Origin of the sequence: Bacillus timonensis, from assembly GCF_000285535.1 — a bacterium.
Taxonomy (GTDB): domain Bacteria; phylum Bacillota; class Bacilli; order Bacillales; family Bacillaceae_L; genus Ferdinandcohnia; species Ferdinandcohnia timonensis.
Window position 1 is genome coordinate 642,662 of the sequence record NZ_HE610986.1, and the last position, 15,888, is coordinate 658,549.

A 15,888-nucleotide genomic window follows, 5' to 3' on the forward strand; every position below is an offset into this window, starting at 1 on the left:
CACTGTCCCTCTGTCCCTATTCTTCAAATTCTTTTAGTTTGTTGATGACGTTGTCGGTGACTGCTGATGTGCCTCCGAGAATTTTAAAGTTTTTGAGTCGGTATTTTTGTATAATGTCGATTGTTTCTTTTGGGACATTAGTCTGTCTTACGAGTAAGAGTGGCGCTTGGTATTTTGCAGCCAGGACTGACCCTGTTAGTGCGTCTGCAAATCCGAAGCCATTTGCGATAAAGATTTGGTCTGGTTGTAATTTTCGATCGGTGATGATTTTTCCTGCCGTTTCAAAACGGTTTTTCCCACCAATTCTTTTTACGTTTTTCATCGCTAGTGAATTGACAACTTTGTCGCTGACAACACCGGTTCCTCCAACAACAAAAACATTTTGAGTTCCATAGTTCTTCACTAATTGCTTCGTAGAATCTTGAATTTTATCCTTACTTGTTAATAATATTGGGTAACCATTTTGTGCTGCATAAGATGCGATTGCTAATGCATCTGGGAAATCTGATCCGTATGCTACCACCACACTTTGGTTGTTACCAACTCTTTTGGCAATTGCATTTGCTGTTTCATAACGATTCTGTCCTGAAATACGTTCGACTTGGAGGCCCAGTCCCTTTATTGTTTTTTCAACACCGTCCGAAATTGCACCGGTACCACCTAAAACAATGACTTTTTTTGCTCCTAATCGTTTGATTTCTTTTTGAGTAGAAGCTGTTAATTTTGACTGTTGTGTTAACAGGATTGGTGCATCCAGCTTATAGGCTAAAGGTGCCCCTGCCAGTGCATCTGGGAATGAGTCTCCTCGTGCCAATACGACAGTTTCAGCTTTCTTCCAACCAAGTTTTGAAATTTCAACAGCTGTATCATATCGAGTTGAACCTTTAACTCGTTTTAAGTTTTCCACTACTGTAATCGTCGTTCCCTTACTTACATTTCCCGCTTTATCTGTTGCTGTTACTATGAACTTGAGTCCAACATTTGGATAGGCTGGCGTTTCAACTACAAAAGTACCATTGGACTTTGCAGTTGCAGATGCAAGCACACTACCACTCGTAAATCTGACCTCAACTAACGCACCAGGTTCTGCTTTTCCTGTAACGTCAAGGGCTTGATCAGACATTTCATTAACCTCAGGTGCAGCTGGTGGCGTTTTATCTTTTACCGTTACCTTTGTTGCTGTACTCACGATTCCAGAATTGTTTGTAGCCGTTACATATAATTCCGTTCCGGCTTTTTGTTTTGAAATGGAAACTGCAAAAGTACCATCTGATTTAGTTGTACCTCTTCCAATTTCCTTTCCTCCTGCCTTTACGTAAATGGTTGTACCGACCTCTGCTTTGCCACTGACCGCAATTGACTGGTCACTAACCTCATTTACAATAGGAGCTTTTACTCCAATTTTAATTGATTGACTAACTAACTCTTCAGATGGATTAAGAGTTGTATCATATGCCACAATAGAGAATTGATACTCTGTCCCATAGGCAGGATTTAAAATGGTTAAAGATGTTTGATTACTAGGGACATGTGTATATTCAACACCATTTTGTTTAACGACATAATAGTCAATTTTAACGTTATCCTTGGCAGCTGGCCATTTAAGCTCAAACTTTTGATTCGAATGATTGATTACTTCTAACTTACTATTCGGTGGCCAAACAGGTTTCTTTGTGTCAGCTAAGGTAGTAACGGTTTTTTCTAAGCCCTGTGCCGGCCAATTCCCCGCGGCATCGCCTGGTATTACGGCAAATTGATAGTCTGTGTTTGGCTGTAATCCCGTAACAGTATAGCTTCTAGTGTTTCCATCTACCGATTTGATTTCCCGGCCATCTTGGCTAATACGATAAACTGTTACACCTACATTATCTTTTGCTTCTGGCCATGATAATTCTAATGAAGTTTCAGTTATATTTTTTACCGTTAGTGAGCTACCATTTGGAAATTCAGGTGCCCCTAAGTCACGAACACTTAGGTTAGTAGACGGTCCATTTGTTGTCAAATTTCCTTCTAAGTCTTCTGCCTCCACTTTAAATGTATACTCACCAAATGGTATATTAGGAATTTCATACCTTGTTGTGTTTTTGTCAACCGTACCTATTAAACTACCATTTTTATAAATCTTGTAGTTATGAATTTCCATTTCATCAGAGGCTTCACTCCAGCTTATGTGTACTTGTGGCATTCCCTTAATATAATCGATTTGTGCATAAAGAGAGCTTTCTGTACCCCAAGTTGGTGCATTGGTATCCACAGTACTTGCTTTTTCTGTTAAAAATGGTCGATACACTACGATTCCATATCCGACATCATCATATCCATCGAATATCTTTTGTTTGATAACTGATTCGTCCGTAACACCCCAATAATTTTCTTTTAGGTCTAAATTAGACGTTAGATGATTTTTTATATTCCATGTCTTGTTTTGAATGTTATTTGATTTTACAGTATACCTTTCAAACGGATGAAAAATATCAAATCCTATATCATTATTGATTATGGAGTTATTAGTGATAGTAGAATCATAGCCACTAATAGTAATAGCTGTGTTGTTATTTTCAATCTTATTAAACTTTACATCCCCGTTTACGAGAGTTAGTCCAAACATATTGTTCGTAATCACACTTTTATAAATAGTCGCTCCACCATATATTCCATACGTATTATTCGTGAATGTACTATTATAAACATCCGCGGGATACATCTCATCTAGTTCCACACCGTATTGGTTATTTTTAAAGATGGAGTCGGTGATCTTTTTAAATGATCCTTTCAAACCTGTTCCATTATTGATGAATGTTGATTTAGATATGATTGATTGACCATAGTCTCCAGTTACATATACTCCTGTTTGGTTGTTTTCAAATGTTGAGGACTCTACAGATAAAGTCGTTGAAGTCAATTCATTGTCGTTCCCACAGCATTCAACCGTCACTCCTGTATTTGCATAATTGACTACTGCATTCTTAAACGTAGCTTTTCCTCCGAGATTCCTTTCAATCGAAATTCCATCCCAAGCTCCTTTTGAATGGTCACTTTTGGAGGTGAATGTAATTTTTTGCTGACTCGTTCCCTCCGCTATCAAATTGCCTCTTACAGCCATTTCAGTACCTGAAGAAAATTTCACTGTCACACCAGGTTCAATTTTTATGTTGACATCAGGATAAACGACAATATCCCCAGTTACAACATATGGACTTTTATCCCTTTTCCAGACAATATCCTCATATATTCCGCCACTAACTTTTGTAGAATACTCCTCTGTTTGAAAGGTAAAAGGTGCGGATTGGTTTTCGTTGCCACTTTTATCTGTAACAGCACCAGTTGGGATTTCTACTCGATATTGCGTGCCGTATTGCAGTGAAGAGGTAGGTCTAATTATTACCTTATTGCTTTCAATTTCAATTTCACTGCTTATTGTTTCGCTTGTTGACGTTACAAGTTTGATATTTTGATAATTTGGACCTCGGTTTACTTCTTCATTAAATGTCACAATGATTGATGAAGTAACAGGCACATCTTTTGCTTGATTTACTGGAAGAGTACTCTGTATGGTAGGTGCTACTGTATCCTTTACCGTAACCAAAGTTGCATCACTAACGTTACCTGCCAAATCTGTTGCGGTTACGGAAAGGACTGTACCTGCTGCTTGTTTTCCTATATTTACAGAAAATGTCCCATCAGATGCAATCTTTGTTTCTCCAAGGACTGTAGTTGCTTTTTTTACTGTAACTGTTGCATTCGCTTCCCCTTTTCCAGTTAGGATAGAAGAAGTAGTATCAAAGGCATCCACGATTGGTGCTGTAGGAGGAGTTTTGTCTTCCTGCAAAGTAATATGTAAATCTTCTACGTTATACTCTCGGTTCAAAACATTTATCACTGAAACTGGTAGAATATTATCTCCTGGTGAAAGTTCAACATTAAGAGAAAAAGTGCCGTCCTCGGCAGCTACTGTCCTCTTACCCTTGATATCTATTGTAAAACCAGGCACGGTCTTACCTTTTATTGCAATTGTAGACTGTGAAACGGTTGAGTTATCAGATGGTGAAATAACTTCAACAGGTGGTGCTGGATATGGATTTTCTTCATCAAAAATAAGACATATGCAATCAACATTAGTCGTATACCCGTAAGGATCAAATCTTCCATAGTCTAAATAAGCGGAGTCACCACTCATAATAATTCCGCCCATATTGATATAGTTGGCAATGACATCATTGCCATTCATAAAAATCTTTCCATAGTTTCGTACATTACCATAAATGATTAAATTGCCTTGAAACTGTATTTCAGCTCCTTCGGAAATGGTAAGTGTTGCATTGGGAGCAACAATAACATCCTGTGTTAATGTCTGCGATTGAGACCAAGTTTCTGAAGTAGTAATGATAATCTCTTCTTGGATTGTATCCTGTGATGTCTGTACATTTGTTGTATCAATCGCATAAGCTAAGTTCTGCGTTGATAATAATAAAACTAGTAAAACAATAACAATCTTTCTTGCCTTCACGACTTTCATCTTCCCCCTTTTTTCTTACTAAAATAAATCGATAAAACGATAGTCCTAGTTCTTATTATATAATTAATAGAATACGAACTGTAATAAATATTGCAAATTTGGTGGACAACTGGAAGGTAGAAAAATATTTTTATAGTTTTTTGATGCATATAAATGTTAGATAAAGATAAAGGTCCAGAGGTAGTTTCTCTGGACCTTTTGTATAGCTATTATATTCCTCGGATAACAAAACACTTGTACCCTATTCTATTTATATAGCAAAGAATCTGCGGTTATATCGTCGATTGCGCCGAGTCCACCAAGGATGTAGAATTCGTTAATGCCGCCTTCTGTTAAAAGTTCCTTAACCTCATTTGGCACTTTATAGCGTTGGACAAGTAGAATGGGCCCACCGTTTTTTGCTGCCAATACAGATCCAGTTAAGGCATCTGCAAATTGAGCTCCGGTTGCTACAAAAACCTTTTCAGACCTAAGATCTAACTGATTTACAACTTGTACAGCAGTTTCATATCTTGTTTTACCTGAAATCCTTTTAGGCGATGGCAAAGCATTAAAAACACTCGATCCAATCGCTGTTTCTCCACCTACTACAATTGTCTTGCGAACATTTCCAAGGTATTCTTTTACCTCTTTTGGAATCTTCTTTTGTTCAGATAATAAGATAGGTATTTTATTCATCGCTGCGTATGGAGCAATTGCAAGTGCATCTGGAAAATTCCTACCGTATGCAATGACTGCTTCTTTTGTATTCGCACCATTTGCAACCATCATTTCTGCTATTTTCACTGATGTATCATAGCGGTTTAATCCACCTATCCGTTGAACCCGTAGTCCATACGTTTTCAGCTCTTTTTCAACCTCTAAGGAAATCGCACCTTTCCCTCCAAGAATGACAACCTTAGTTGCACCTAATCGATTCATTTCTGCAACCACGCCACTATCTAATCTAGTTGACCTTGTTAATAAAATCGGTGCATCTAATTGATAGGCTAGCGGCCCTCCCGCTAATGCATCCGCAAACTCATCAGATCTTGCTAACACAACTGTTTTTGATCCCTGTGGCCAGCCTTTCTTTGATATTTCGATAGCTGTTTCAAAACGACTTTTCCCACTTAAACGGATGAGTCGCTGTTCCGCGGTCTTTACCGATGTTGAAAGTTGTTCCGACATTTGTCCAACTTTGTCTTCTGCTAAGATTGTAAATTGGTATACAGTGTTAGGAGTAAGACCCTTTGCCTCATATGTTTTCACTGTGCCTTCTACTTTATCGATTTGGTGCCCCTCTTTATAAATATGATAATATTTCACACCATCATGTGTGTTGGCTTCGTCCCATGAAAGGGATACACTTGTTGCATCTGTCTGGTAGACTAAGGCAGCATTCTCCGGCCAATGCGGGAATACTCTCGATGTTTCCCAGTCAACGGAAAGTGCGCTGGATTTATCTCCATATTTGTCCTCTGCTATGACTGAAAATTGATACAGTGTCGTTGGCGAAAGGCCTGTTACCTTATAGTTCGTGGTTGTTCCTGTTACAGTCTGAACGAGTGCTCCATTTTTATAGATATGGTACTGTTTTACCCCGTCATACGTAATGGCCTGATTCCATGAAAGGATGACAAAATCTGAACCATATTCAGGAACATGTAAAAATGCTCCTTCTGGCCAACCTGGTGCGGTTTTAAGAGTTTCCGCTGTTAGAGTTAAAGCTTCCGTTTTTTGGTTGTAATTATCCTCTGCAATGACAGAAAACTGATAGGAAGTTTTTTCTGTTAATCCAGTAACCTGGTAACTAGTACTTGTTCCTTGGACTGTTTCTAGCAGTTTACCATTTTTATAAATATAGTACTGTTTAATTCCGTCTGTTGTTACTGGTTTATCCCAGGCTAATTTTATAGTCGTTAGGCCTTTTTCATCTGCACGAAGGGTCGCCGTATCATTCCAATAAGGTGCGAAAATAGCATCCGGGTTATTCACCTTGATTTGTTTTGTATACGTATATCCGAATACATCCTTCATTTCGAACTTTACACTAGGCTTTGTAATATCATTTACATCAACAATGAAGGTTCCCTTCTCTTCTAATGCAAGTTTATTGCCATCTACATAGACGTCAACAACTGGTACTGTCGCGCCTTCGAGTTTAAGATGCCCGTCCTTCACAGTTAAGTCTTGGTTATAGAGCTTAAGTGGTACCTCCCACGCTTGATTTGACAAACTCATGGATGGAATCATGTTTGTTCCACCTAGCATTAACACCGTTCCATGATAGAGAGTTTGATTACTTCCCCAATATACATTTCTTGCATGTAGGGTACCTGTAATTTTTAAATTCCCATAATTTTTGATAGCCCCGTAAACATATACATCACCATCTATGATTACATTGCCGTTAATTGTTACGACAGAATTTGGGCCGATGAAGACATCCTGCTTAATGTCTTTTTGCGTCCAATATTCATTCGTTTTTGTGAAGGTAACGGGTAGCGGCTCTACATTATTTCCGATTGGTTCGTCTGTAGTAGTGATTACACGGAAGTCTAAATTTTGGGTACTATCTAAATCTGCAGCATTATATAATTCGCCATTTCCGGCGTTATCAAATGTGATAACGTGTTTAAACGTCCATAACCCCTCTTCGTCTGTGTCTTGGACTGTGTAGCTTCCTTCCCATAAGCCAGATTCGGAATTATAATTCAGTCGTATAGTTTGGGTTCTACTGTTGGTTGGAGAATTATATTCTACACTAACGGATTTTACTCCCGACCCATTGTCTAGTACCTTTGCCTTCACATCAACTTGATTACCTATTAGAACTTCACTTGGGCTTACTACAAGGTTCTCGATTGTTGGTGCAGAACTGTCTCCGTTTGGATTTGTTAAATAAAAATCTAGATTGCTTGAGTTAGTGATTTCTCCAGCATTATATAATTCACCATTTCCAGCGTTATCGAAAGTGATAACGTGTTTGAACGTCCATAACCCTTCTTCATCTGTATCTTTAATCAAATAGCTTCCTTCCCATAAGCCAGACCCAATATTATAATTCAAACGAATACTTTGGGTTCTGCTTTTAGAGGGAGAATAATATTCTACACTGACAGATTTTACTCCTGAATTACTGTCAGCCACTTTTGCTGTTACGACAATTTGAGCGCCTACTTGAACTTCATTAGAGTTAATCTCTATGCTCTCAATTGTTGGTGCTGCACTATCTCCATTTGGGTTTGTTACATTAAAATTTAGGTTACTTGAATTAGCAATTTCTCCAGCATTGTATAATTCACCATTTCCAGCGTTATCAAATGTAATAAGCTGTTTGAAGGTCCAGGCTCCTGCTTCGTCTGTATCTTGGATTGTGTAGCTTCCTTCCCATAATTCGGATTCAGAATTATAGTTTAGTCGTATGGTTTGATTTCTACTTTTCGAAGGCGAATCAAACTCTACACTTACTGACCTCACACCCGATTCATTATCTACTACCTCTGCCTTCACCACAACTGTATCTCCAACTGTGACTTCTTCAGGACTAACTTCAATAGATTCCACAATCGGAGCTTGTCCATCCGATGCTGCAAAAACCGTAAAGGAACTGCCAAGTGTTTGTAACAATAAAACAAGGATTGTTACAATCACTAGCTTTCTAGATTTATAAACTCCTTTTTTTCCCACTTTCTTTCCCCCTAGTTCAATCTATAATTCATATATTTTTAGGTCTATTTCTTTTAGATTCGAGTTACTATTCCCATTAATAGTTTACTACATTATGTATGTTTAGACCTTCTTTAATTTATTCCAATAAAAGAATAATTTTAACTCATTTTTCTACAAAAAAAATCCAGGGGGAAACCCTGGATTATTAGTAAATGCATGATGCATTTATTGTTATAGTTGTTTTCCGTTCTTATCTATGAAGAACCGTCGATTTCCAATCCGTACAACTGCAAACCCTTCTTTAAATGGGAGTGCTTCATTATATAAAAAATCAATCACAAGATTTCCATGTACATCAATATAACCATATTTCCCATACTTTTTTACGGATGCAAGCCCTTCTGAAAAGTCGGTTCCACCCTCGTAGCTTGCAGGTATTACGATATTCCCCTCAAGATCCATGTACCCCGTTGTCGAATCAGTTGTCTCAAATAAAATTCTTTCTTCCGAAGGGTGACTAATTGATTTATTAATTGGTTCGATTACCATATCACCCTCTCGATTATATAGGCCGAATTTACAACAAATCCCGTATTTATTATTTTTAGAAACAAGGTAGTTTCCATCTTCTCTCTCTTCAATTTTTGCAAATTCTGCAGGTATGACAAATGAACCTGTCTTATCTATTACTCCATATGATCCCGCTGCTGTGACTCTTGCTAAACCATCATTGAATTCTAACCCGTAATCGATATCAGGATCAAGCACTACCTCCCCTTGTTTATTAATATAAAAGACATTGGTATCGTTTTTTACTGCAGCTAGGCCTTCTGAGAAGTCCGAGTTTATATCATCATAACTAGGTTCAATTACCCAATTTCCTTGTTTATCCATCAACCCCCATTTGTCTCCCTCTTTTACAAAAGCATATCCCTCTGAAAAATCCCTTACCTGTTGATACCTAATTGGAATCACAGTTTCACCAGATTTATCAATAAATCCCCAGGTATCCCTTAATCTCACCGCTGCCCGTTCTTCTAAAAAATTCCTTCCTTCATCAAACTGTGCAGCAACCTTAGGTGCTCCGGTAATATGGACATAACCGTACTTATCATTTCTTGCATCATAATATTTCGACATCCAATTCTCTGAAAAATCATACATTTTTTCCTCATTGCCTAATGTAAAAACTGCTTTTCCATCACGATTAATGACCCCTCGTTTATCATTTGTAAAATAGTACTCATTATTTATCCGTTGTATTCGCTTCGAACTGTAAAGTTTGTTTCCTTTGGTATCAAGCAGATAGTGACCGCCATACATGGAGGCTATTGCCCGTTCCCCTTGATATTCGGACATATTGTCATATTCTAGTGGAATGACAAATTCACCTTGTTTGTTAATAACACCCCATTCATCATCAAGGGAATATCCTTCTGCAACGGCAGCAAGTCCCTCTGAAAAACTCGTTGCATAGGAAAATTCACGAGGCTTTAGTGCACTTGCTACCTTCTCTTTTATATCTTTTTCAACACTAATTCTTATGGCGTTTTGTCCTCCTAATAAGGTAACATTTTTGAACCTTTTATTTTCTATAGTTGATTCAAATGGTTTTGGTAAGACGTGGGGAATCGTTAATATAAGTGGACCTTTCCTCTTTGCTGCAAGAACAGATCCTGTTAATGCATCAGCAAACTCATTTCCAGTTGCTATAAATCCAAATTCAGAATCCTCTTTACCAAACTTCGTCATGATTCGGTCCACCGTTTGAAAGCGATCTTTACCACTAATTCGCGTAGGTGATGGCACTCTCCATTCTACCTCTCGACTAATTGCATATTCCCCACCAATAATAAATGTTTGGTTGTACTGATCAACAATGTTTTCCGTGCTGTTAGGTATTTTTTCTATATTTGTCAAAAGGATTGGATAACCATTCCTTGCAGCATATGGAGCAATAGCGAGTGCATCCGGAAAATTGTATCCATAAACCACAACTGCAGCTTCCTTGTTTGATGTCAACTTCTGAGCAATTTTTTCTGCGGTTTGGAATCTACTTTTCCCAGAGACCCGCTCGATTGTTAGCCCCAAATCTTTTAATTGTTTTTCAACCTCCAATGAAACAGCAGCACTTCCTCCAAGGATTACTCCTTTTTTCGCACCAAGCCTTTTTATTTCATCCTGTACATCTATACCTAGACTATGGGTTCTCGTTAATAAAATAGGAGCATCCAGTTGGTACGCGAGAGGGGTACCTGCAAGCGCATCGGGAAAGTCATCCCCCCTTGCAATTACAACCGTATTTGCCTTCGGAAAACCTTCCTTTGAGATTTCAATTGCTGTTTGATAACGATTAGTTCCAGAAAGTCGTTTTACTAAATTCTCTTGATCTTGTTCCAGTATCTGTGGGGATTCATTTGAATGTATTGAAGTTGGGCTTTCCATTTCCTTATTTGAATCATACTTTGAAAAATAAGTACCAAACATGAATATAATAAATAGCCCTACTAAGGAAATGAAGAAACGACCTCTTTTCACTTTAAAACCTCCCGTTTTGATTGTGTTCCAAATTAGTATCTAATGGATAGGGAGATTTTATTAATTGTTTAAGTAGGTTGGAGTATATATACTAAGTGAAATAAAAAATGACCCAGAGGAAATCCTCGGGCCATTTTTGACTAAGTAGGGAATGAAAGAGATCACTCCAATATTTCAACTAGTTGCATTGTCCCCTAGTTCAACGAAAAGAAGTTTACTTCGTATTCGAGTGAGGTTTTTGGACCTTTCTCGTTACTACCTTGTTTGTATCTAATTCCTGTAACTCTCACTGTATAAGAGTCTCCTGTTTTAAAGACCGGAACTTTTTCAAAATCGGGCTTAAATACAATTGTTTTTCCACTTACATTGAAATATTCACCATTGTAGTCATTATCGTTTTTATCAAAAGTCCACTTTTTCTGATCAGCATTTCGAATGAGTTCTATTTTCACTTCATCACGATTGGCGACATATCGTTCCATATGTATTGACCAAGGTGTGTGGTGTCCCCCGTTGACTCTTTCATTAATAAATTCAACAGGAAAATTTCCTTGAGCAGGCCATGTTGTATACGGGATGTTATGCTTTACCTTCCAGTTCAACCCTTTTATCACATTCATTGTATTAAAAATGATATTTGAGTCAGAAATAGCAAAACCAAATCCGATCTTTTGTAATTCAGGCGTTAAAATCGAAGCCCGATGACCTACTCTTGAAACATTATTATCACCGCCATCTTCCATAAAAGACATAACGCTCCAGGCCATTGTCCCTGGTGATTGTGGTGTAACATATGAATTGGTAAGTTTTACTCCTCCGTTTAAGTTACTAGTGCTCGTTGACTCATATCCTAACCGATAAAATTCCTCATCCATATCGGCTGGTTTCTTTGGAAAATGATCAAGATATCCGATTCTAGCTAATAACACAGATCCATACTGATTAAGCTCATTCAATTGACCATCTAACACGATATTCTCCGGTATACCTGTTAAATATCGTACAAAATTCGTCATTTTTAGTCCATCTTCAATCAACCCTGGATGAACCTTTCCTGGCTTGTATGGTGCTGAAACCTTTGGCGCTTCCAAGAATGGGTTCCCACTAAAAGTTGGTTGATAAATTGCCCATTTTGCTTTAATCGCACTAATTGAATGTATTGCAGGTTCCTTCACAATAGTTCCTATGTAGGTAATTGACTTAATTAATGCTGTTCCTTCATACACATTTTCCTCGGCTAAACCGATTCCTTGGGCATAAATTCGTTCTGAATAGGCAGTGGGCTCATCTTTTAACCATGACTTGACTTTGATTCCATTTTGATAAGCTGGCCAATCTTCTTCATCGATACTCATGATTTCATAGACACGAGTTGTAGATCCATTTTTATTTTCCCACGTTTTCCCGAGATAAAGTGGAAATTTCAGGTCTTCTCCTTCCTTATAACTAAAAGGAGCACCTAAGGTAGTCTGAACCACATGCAAGCCGTCTCTATTTTCTCCCTCATAAAAAGTAATCTTTTGTGTATTTGTTTCGAATTCTTTATTTGTTGTTCCCTCTGTTGTGTATCCATTGGTCTTTGCACGTAACTCGAGGGGATAAGAATTTGTTCCTTCTTTTACACTATAGAGATTTTCAACTGCACCTGTTGAAAATAGGTCAAGGGAATGTATTACATCCTTCTTACGGTTGGTAATTCTTTCGTAAAACTCAAGCTCACTGATGATATATGGAGTAAGCGCACCTGTTCCTCCAAAGGCAGAGTACTTCAAGTAGTCTTCCATTACACCGTAAATTGGTTCAGGTACAAGGCCTTTTTGCATAAGTAAAATGGGTGCATCTTTTTTTGCTGCAAGTACGGAGCCTGCAAGAGCATCCGGAAAATCTTGTCCGCTTGCAACAAAAGCCTCATATTTCTGTCCAATTAATTCATTAATTATTTTTGCTGCTGTTTCATAACGAGTTGTTCCACTATATCGAACTGGTTTTGGTAGTTCCTTTGCCACCTTTTGACTTATAGCACCTGTTCCCCCAGCAATGATGGAATTCTTTTTACCATTTAACGCCTTTGCTGTAACGGAGGGTAGTGAATCCTTCCTAGATAATAAAATTGGAATTCCTTGTTTAGCCGCATATGGAGATATCGCTAAAGCATCCGGAAAATTCAATCCACTTGCGATTACTGCACGGTCAGATGAAATCTTCGCACCAATTAGAGCGGCAGTTTCATAACGGTCTTTTCCTCCAAGACGGATAATCGCAAGACCCATTTTTGAGAGCTCTGCTTCGACATTTTCTGAAATCGCACCTGCTCCTCCCAAAATAATTACTTTTTTTGCTTTCAATCTAGTAATCTCTTTTTTTGTAAAAGAGTTCAATGATTTTTTTGAGGTTAAGAGAATTGGCGCATTTTCTTGATAAGCCAGTGGTCCACCTGCTAAAGCATCCGGAAAATCTCTTCCATTTGCAATAATAATTGTATCCGCTGATTTCCAACCTTCCTTTGAAATCTCAACCGCGGTTTGGTAACGGTCTGGGCCACTTATCCTTTCTGCTGCTAAACCTTCCCAATCAGGTATTAATAGAATCATAAAAAACAATAGTAAAAATAGTATTCTTTTAAACAATAAGGTACCTCCTCTTTCCACCCATTTCCTACATATTATATAATATTTTGTAAAAAATGGTTGAAAAAACAGGAAAAATGTCACATTATTATCTTTTATGAATAGGAAATATCCACTATGATTCTTTAAAATTCGAGTAACTAACTCAACTTGTGTAATTATTTTGGCTGCTGGGACAAGAAACCTGTCCCCATGTCCCAAGAAAGGATATATGATGAAAAATACGAACAATAGTGCAAGAAGTCGAATTCATTCTCTTGATATGGCTCGGGGGATTATAGTTGTATTCTCAGTCTTTTTAAGTAGTCTGCCTTATGGTAGTTACGATTTTGCTACTCATGCTTCATGGTATGGCCTTACTTTGGTAGATTTCATTCTCCCATGTTTTATTACAGTTTTTGGAGTAGGAATGGCCATTGCTTATCAGAAGGGAGTAAAATGGAAAAGGTTTATTTCAAGAACCATTAAACTTATTCTCTTTGGGTTGCTTTTCAATATCATTGTTGCTTGGTCTTTTGATTTATCTACATTACGTTTTACTGGTGTTCTCCAAATGTATGCATTACTCGGAATTGGAACAGTGTTGATCACTAGATTTATCAAGAGGCCGATTACGGTTTCCCTGGTTGGCCTCCTTATTTTCAGTATCTACGGGGCCATTCTCTTATACATGGGACAAACATGTGAAGGAAGCTTACCACAACCTGGATGTAATCCGTCCTGGTTAGTAGACCCAGTTGTTTTTGGAGAATCACATATTTATAGCCTTGGGGAGAGAGGATTTGATCCTGAAGGAATACCAGCAATCTTTTCCGCACTTGGGAATGTACTTTTGGGGTTTGCTGCTGGAAGAATCATAATTCTTTACAAAGAAAAAGGGGCTGGATGGAGACTTTTACTTCATGGTGTTCTATTACTTGCACTCGCATTTCTGGTTGAAGCCTTTCTCCCTTTTGGAAAGCGCCTTTGGACACCTTCATTTGGACTGGTAACTGCTGGAGCTACCTCCTTATTACTGGCATTATTACATATTATTTTTGATCGAAAGTATACGTCACCATTTGTTCAACCGGTTTCTAATAGTCTTATTTGGATTTTAGATTCATTTGGACGAAATGCGTTTCTCATTTATTTTGGTAAATACATTATCTTTTCACTTCTCCGAAACCTTTCCATTAACGGAGATGAAAAACCTATTACTTTGTACCAGGTTATATTTAGTTGGCTAGAGCAAACAAGCTCCAATCCAGCTTTGATATATGCTACCCTTATGCTGGGATTCTGGACAATCATTGCCATTGCTCTTCACAAGGTAAAGTGGTATTTTAGGGTGTAGCAATAAATTTGCATAGGGATACAGTCAGGAGGAAACATGAAAAAATTTCTCTTCTATTCCAAAGTTGTATCATTAACTATTATTTTCGTGAGAGAACTCTGGAAATACAAAATGAAACGTAAAAAGAAAAAAGAAAAAAAGAACTAAACATATAAAGTAAAAGGGATGTCCAAGTGGTCGGAGAATCGACGTAAGGACATCCCTTTTATAAAATTTTCACTTATTTTACTAAACCACTTTATTCTCCTACATCCCAATAAACATCCGTACCAGTTAGATAATCATAGTTTAGTCCTGCAAAATAATAATCCCCTGTATCAGGTAAAATCCCAATAAGGGAGGAAACACCAAACCCCTTTGTTCGAGATGCTACTCCATTCTTATCATAAAGGGTAATTTCTACTTGAGCTTCGTATTGAATGAGAGCGCTTTGGTCCTTAAATTCAACCTGTTCATTTACATATTCAATCTCATAGTCACTATAATCTCCATATGTAATTTCTTGTAGGAGAATATCAGCAATTTCTGGTGGGTAATTACGGTCAAAAATCGTATTTTGGATCTCCCACGCCTCTTCCTCTGTCCTAGCTAGCTCGAGGCTCGTTGCTTTATCAAACATCTCTCTTCCAATTCGTTTCATCATATCTTCATTAATTTCCTCTAAATAGGCGAAATCTCCATCCCTGTCATCAAGATAACTTCCATCTTTCACCTGACTCTCTTCGAATATTTGCATAATGGAGAGCCCTAACAAGTTTCCTTTCACTTCTGGGAAAATGATTTCGTAATTCTTTTTCTCTTCAACTTTGAGAATGTCATTGTCAAATAAAAAACCTTCATACACACCTTGATCTGTCAATAATCTAAAAACGACATTCCGATCACTATATCCTAAATAAAGGGTTGTCGATTCAAACCCCTCTTCATTCCCCAAAAGGTTCCGAAGCTCAACATCCATAATCAGAAGGTTTGGATTCGTTTGATATTCCGCTTGTACAACATCTATCCCAACACAACACCGAGGATGAGCTCCTACCATGACGGGTACACTTGTTAATGTAGTTTCCACTTCTTGTGTTTTTACTTCTTCTATAGGTCCTTCCTCGACCTGACTCAACTTCTCATCCTCCGTCACTTGTTCTTTAGCGGAGCAAGCGATTAACGAGGTTATTACGAGCAGAATTGCAAAGATTTTTAATAATCCTTTCATGTAAGCT

At 37.9% G+C, this 15,888-nt stretch carries 6 protein-coding genes; 1 reads left to right on the forward strand and 5 read right to left on the reverse strand.

All coding sequences use genetic code 11. The features are described 5' to 3' along the window. Positions 1–16: 16 nt before the first annotated feature. The 4 genes from BTHG_RS25830 to BTHG_RS25845 form a co-directional block, all read right to left on the reverse strand. A complete protein-coding gene (locus tag BTHG_RS25830) occupies positions 17–4,507 on the reverse strand; it encodes a cell wall-binding repeat-containing protein (RefSeq protein ID WP_010676959.1) in 4,491 nt (1,496 codons plus the stop codon). 255 nt (positions 4,508–4,762) lie between these two features. Continuing rightward, positions 4,763–8,188: a cell wall-binding repeat-containing protein gene (locus BTHG_RS25835; protein ID WP_010676960.1), complete on the reverse strand. Its 3,426-nt coding sequence runs from the start codon at positions 8,186–8,188 to the stop codon at positions 4,763–4,765. A gap of 213 nt (positions 8,189–8,401) precedes the next feature. After that, on the reverse strand, positions 8,402–10,708 hold the full coding sequence (locus BTHG_RS25840) for a WG repeat-containing protein (RefSeq protein WP_010676961.1): 2,307 nt from the start codon (positions 10,706–10,708) through the stop codon (positions 8,402–8,404). Positions 10,709–10,902: 194 nt separating this feature from the next. Then, on the reverse strand, positions 10,903–13,335 hold the full coding sequence (locus BTHG_RS25845; RefSeq protein ID WP_010676962.1) for a cell wall-binding repeat-containing protein: 2,433 nt from the start codon (positions 13,333–13,335) through the stop codon (positions 10,903–10,905). A 214-nt stretch (positions 13,336–13,549) separates the two neighbouring features. On the opposite strand from BTHG_RS25845, the gene BTHG_RS11860 reads away from it, so the two are divergent. Continuing rightward, on the forward strand, positions 13,550–14,671 hold the full coding sequence (locus BTHG_RS11860; protein ID WP_010676963.1) for a heparan-alpha-glucosaminide N-acetyltransferase domain-containing protein: 1,122 nt from the start codon (positions 13,550–13,552) through the stop codon (positions 14,669–14,671). A 238-nt stretch (positions 14,672–14,909) separates the two neighbouring features. Here the strand turns inward: BTHG_RS11860 and BTHG_RS11870 are convergent, their stop codons facing one another. Further along, the gene (locus BTHG_RS11870) at positions 14,910–15,881 is read right to left on the reverse strand and encodes a hypothetical protein (protein WP_010676964.1); all 972 of its coding nucleotides are present in this window, start codon (positions 15,879–15,881) and stop codon (positions 14,910–14,912) included. Between the last annotated feature and the right edge of the window lie 7 nt (positions 15,882–15,888).

Bases quoted from the DNA above. Each gene is read 5' to 3' on its own strand.
- BTHG_RS11870 (WP_010676964.1), bottom strand. From the start codon at position 15,881: ATGAAAGGATTATTAAAAATCTTTGCAATTCTGCTCGTAATAACCTCG.
- BTHG_RS11860 (WP_010676963.1), top strand. From the start codon at position 13,550: ATGAAAAATACGAACAATAGTGCAAGAAGTCGAATTCATTCTCTTGAT.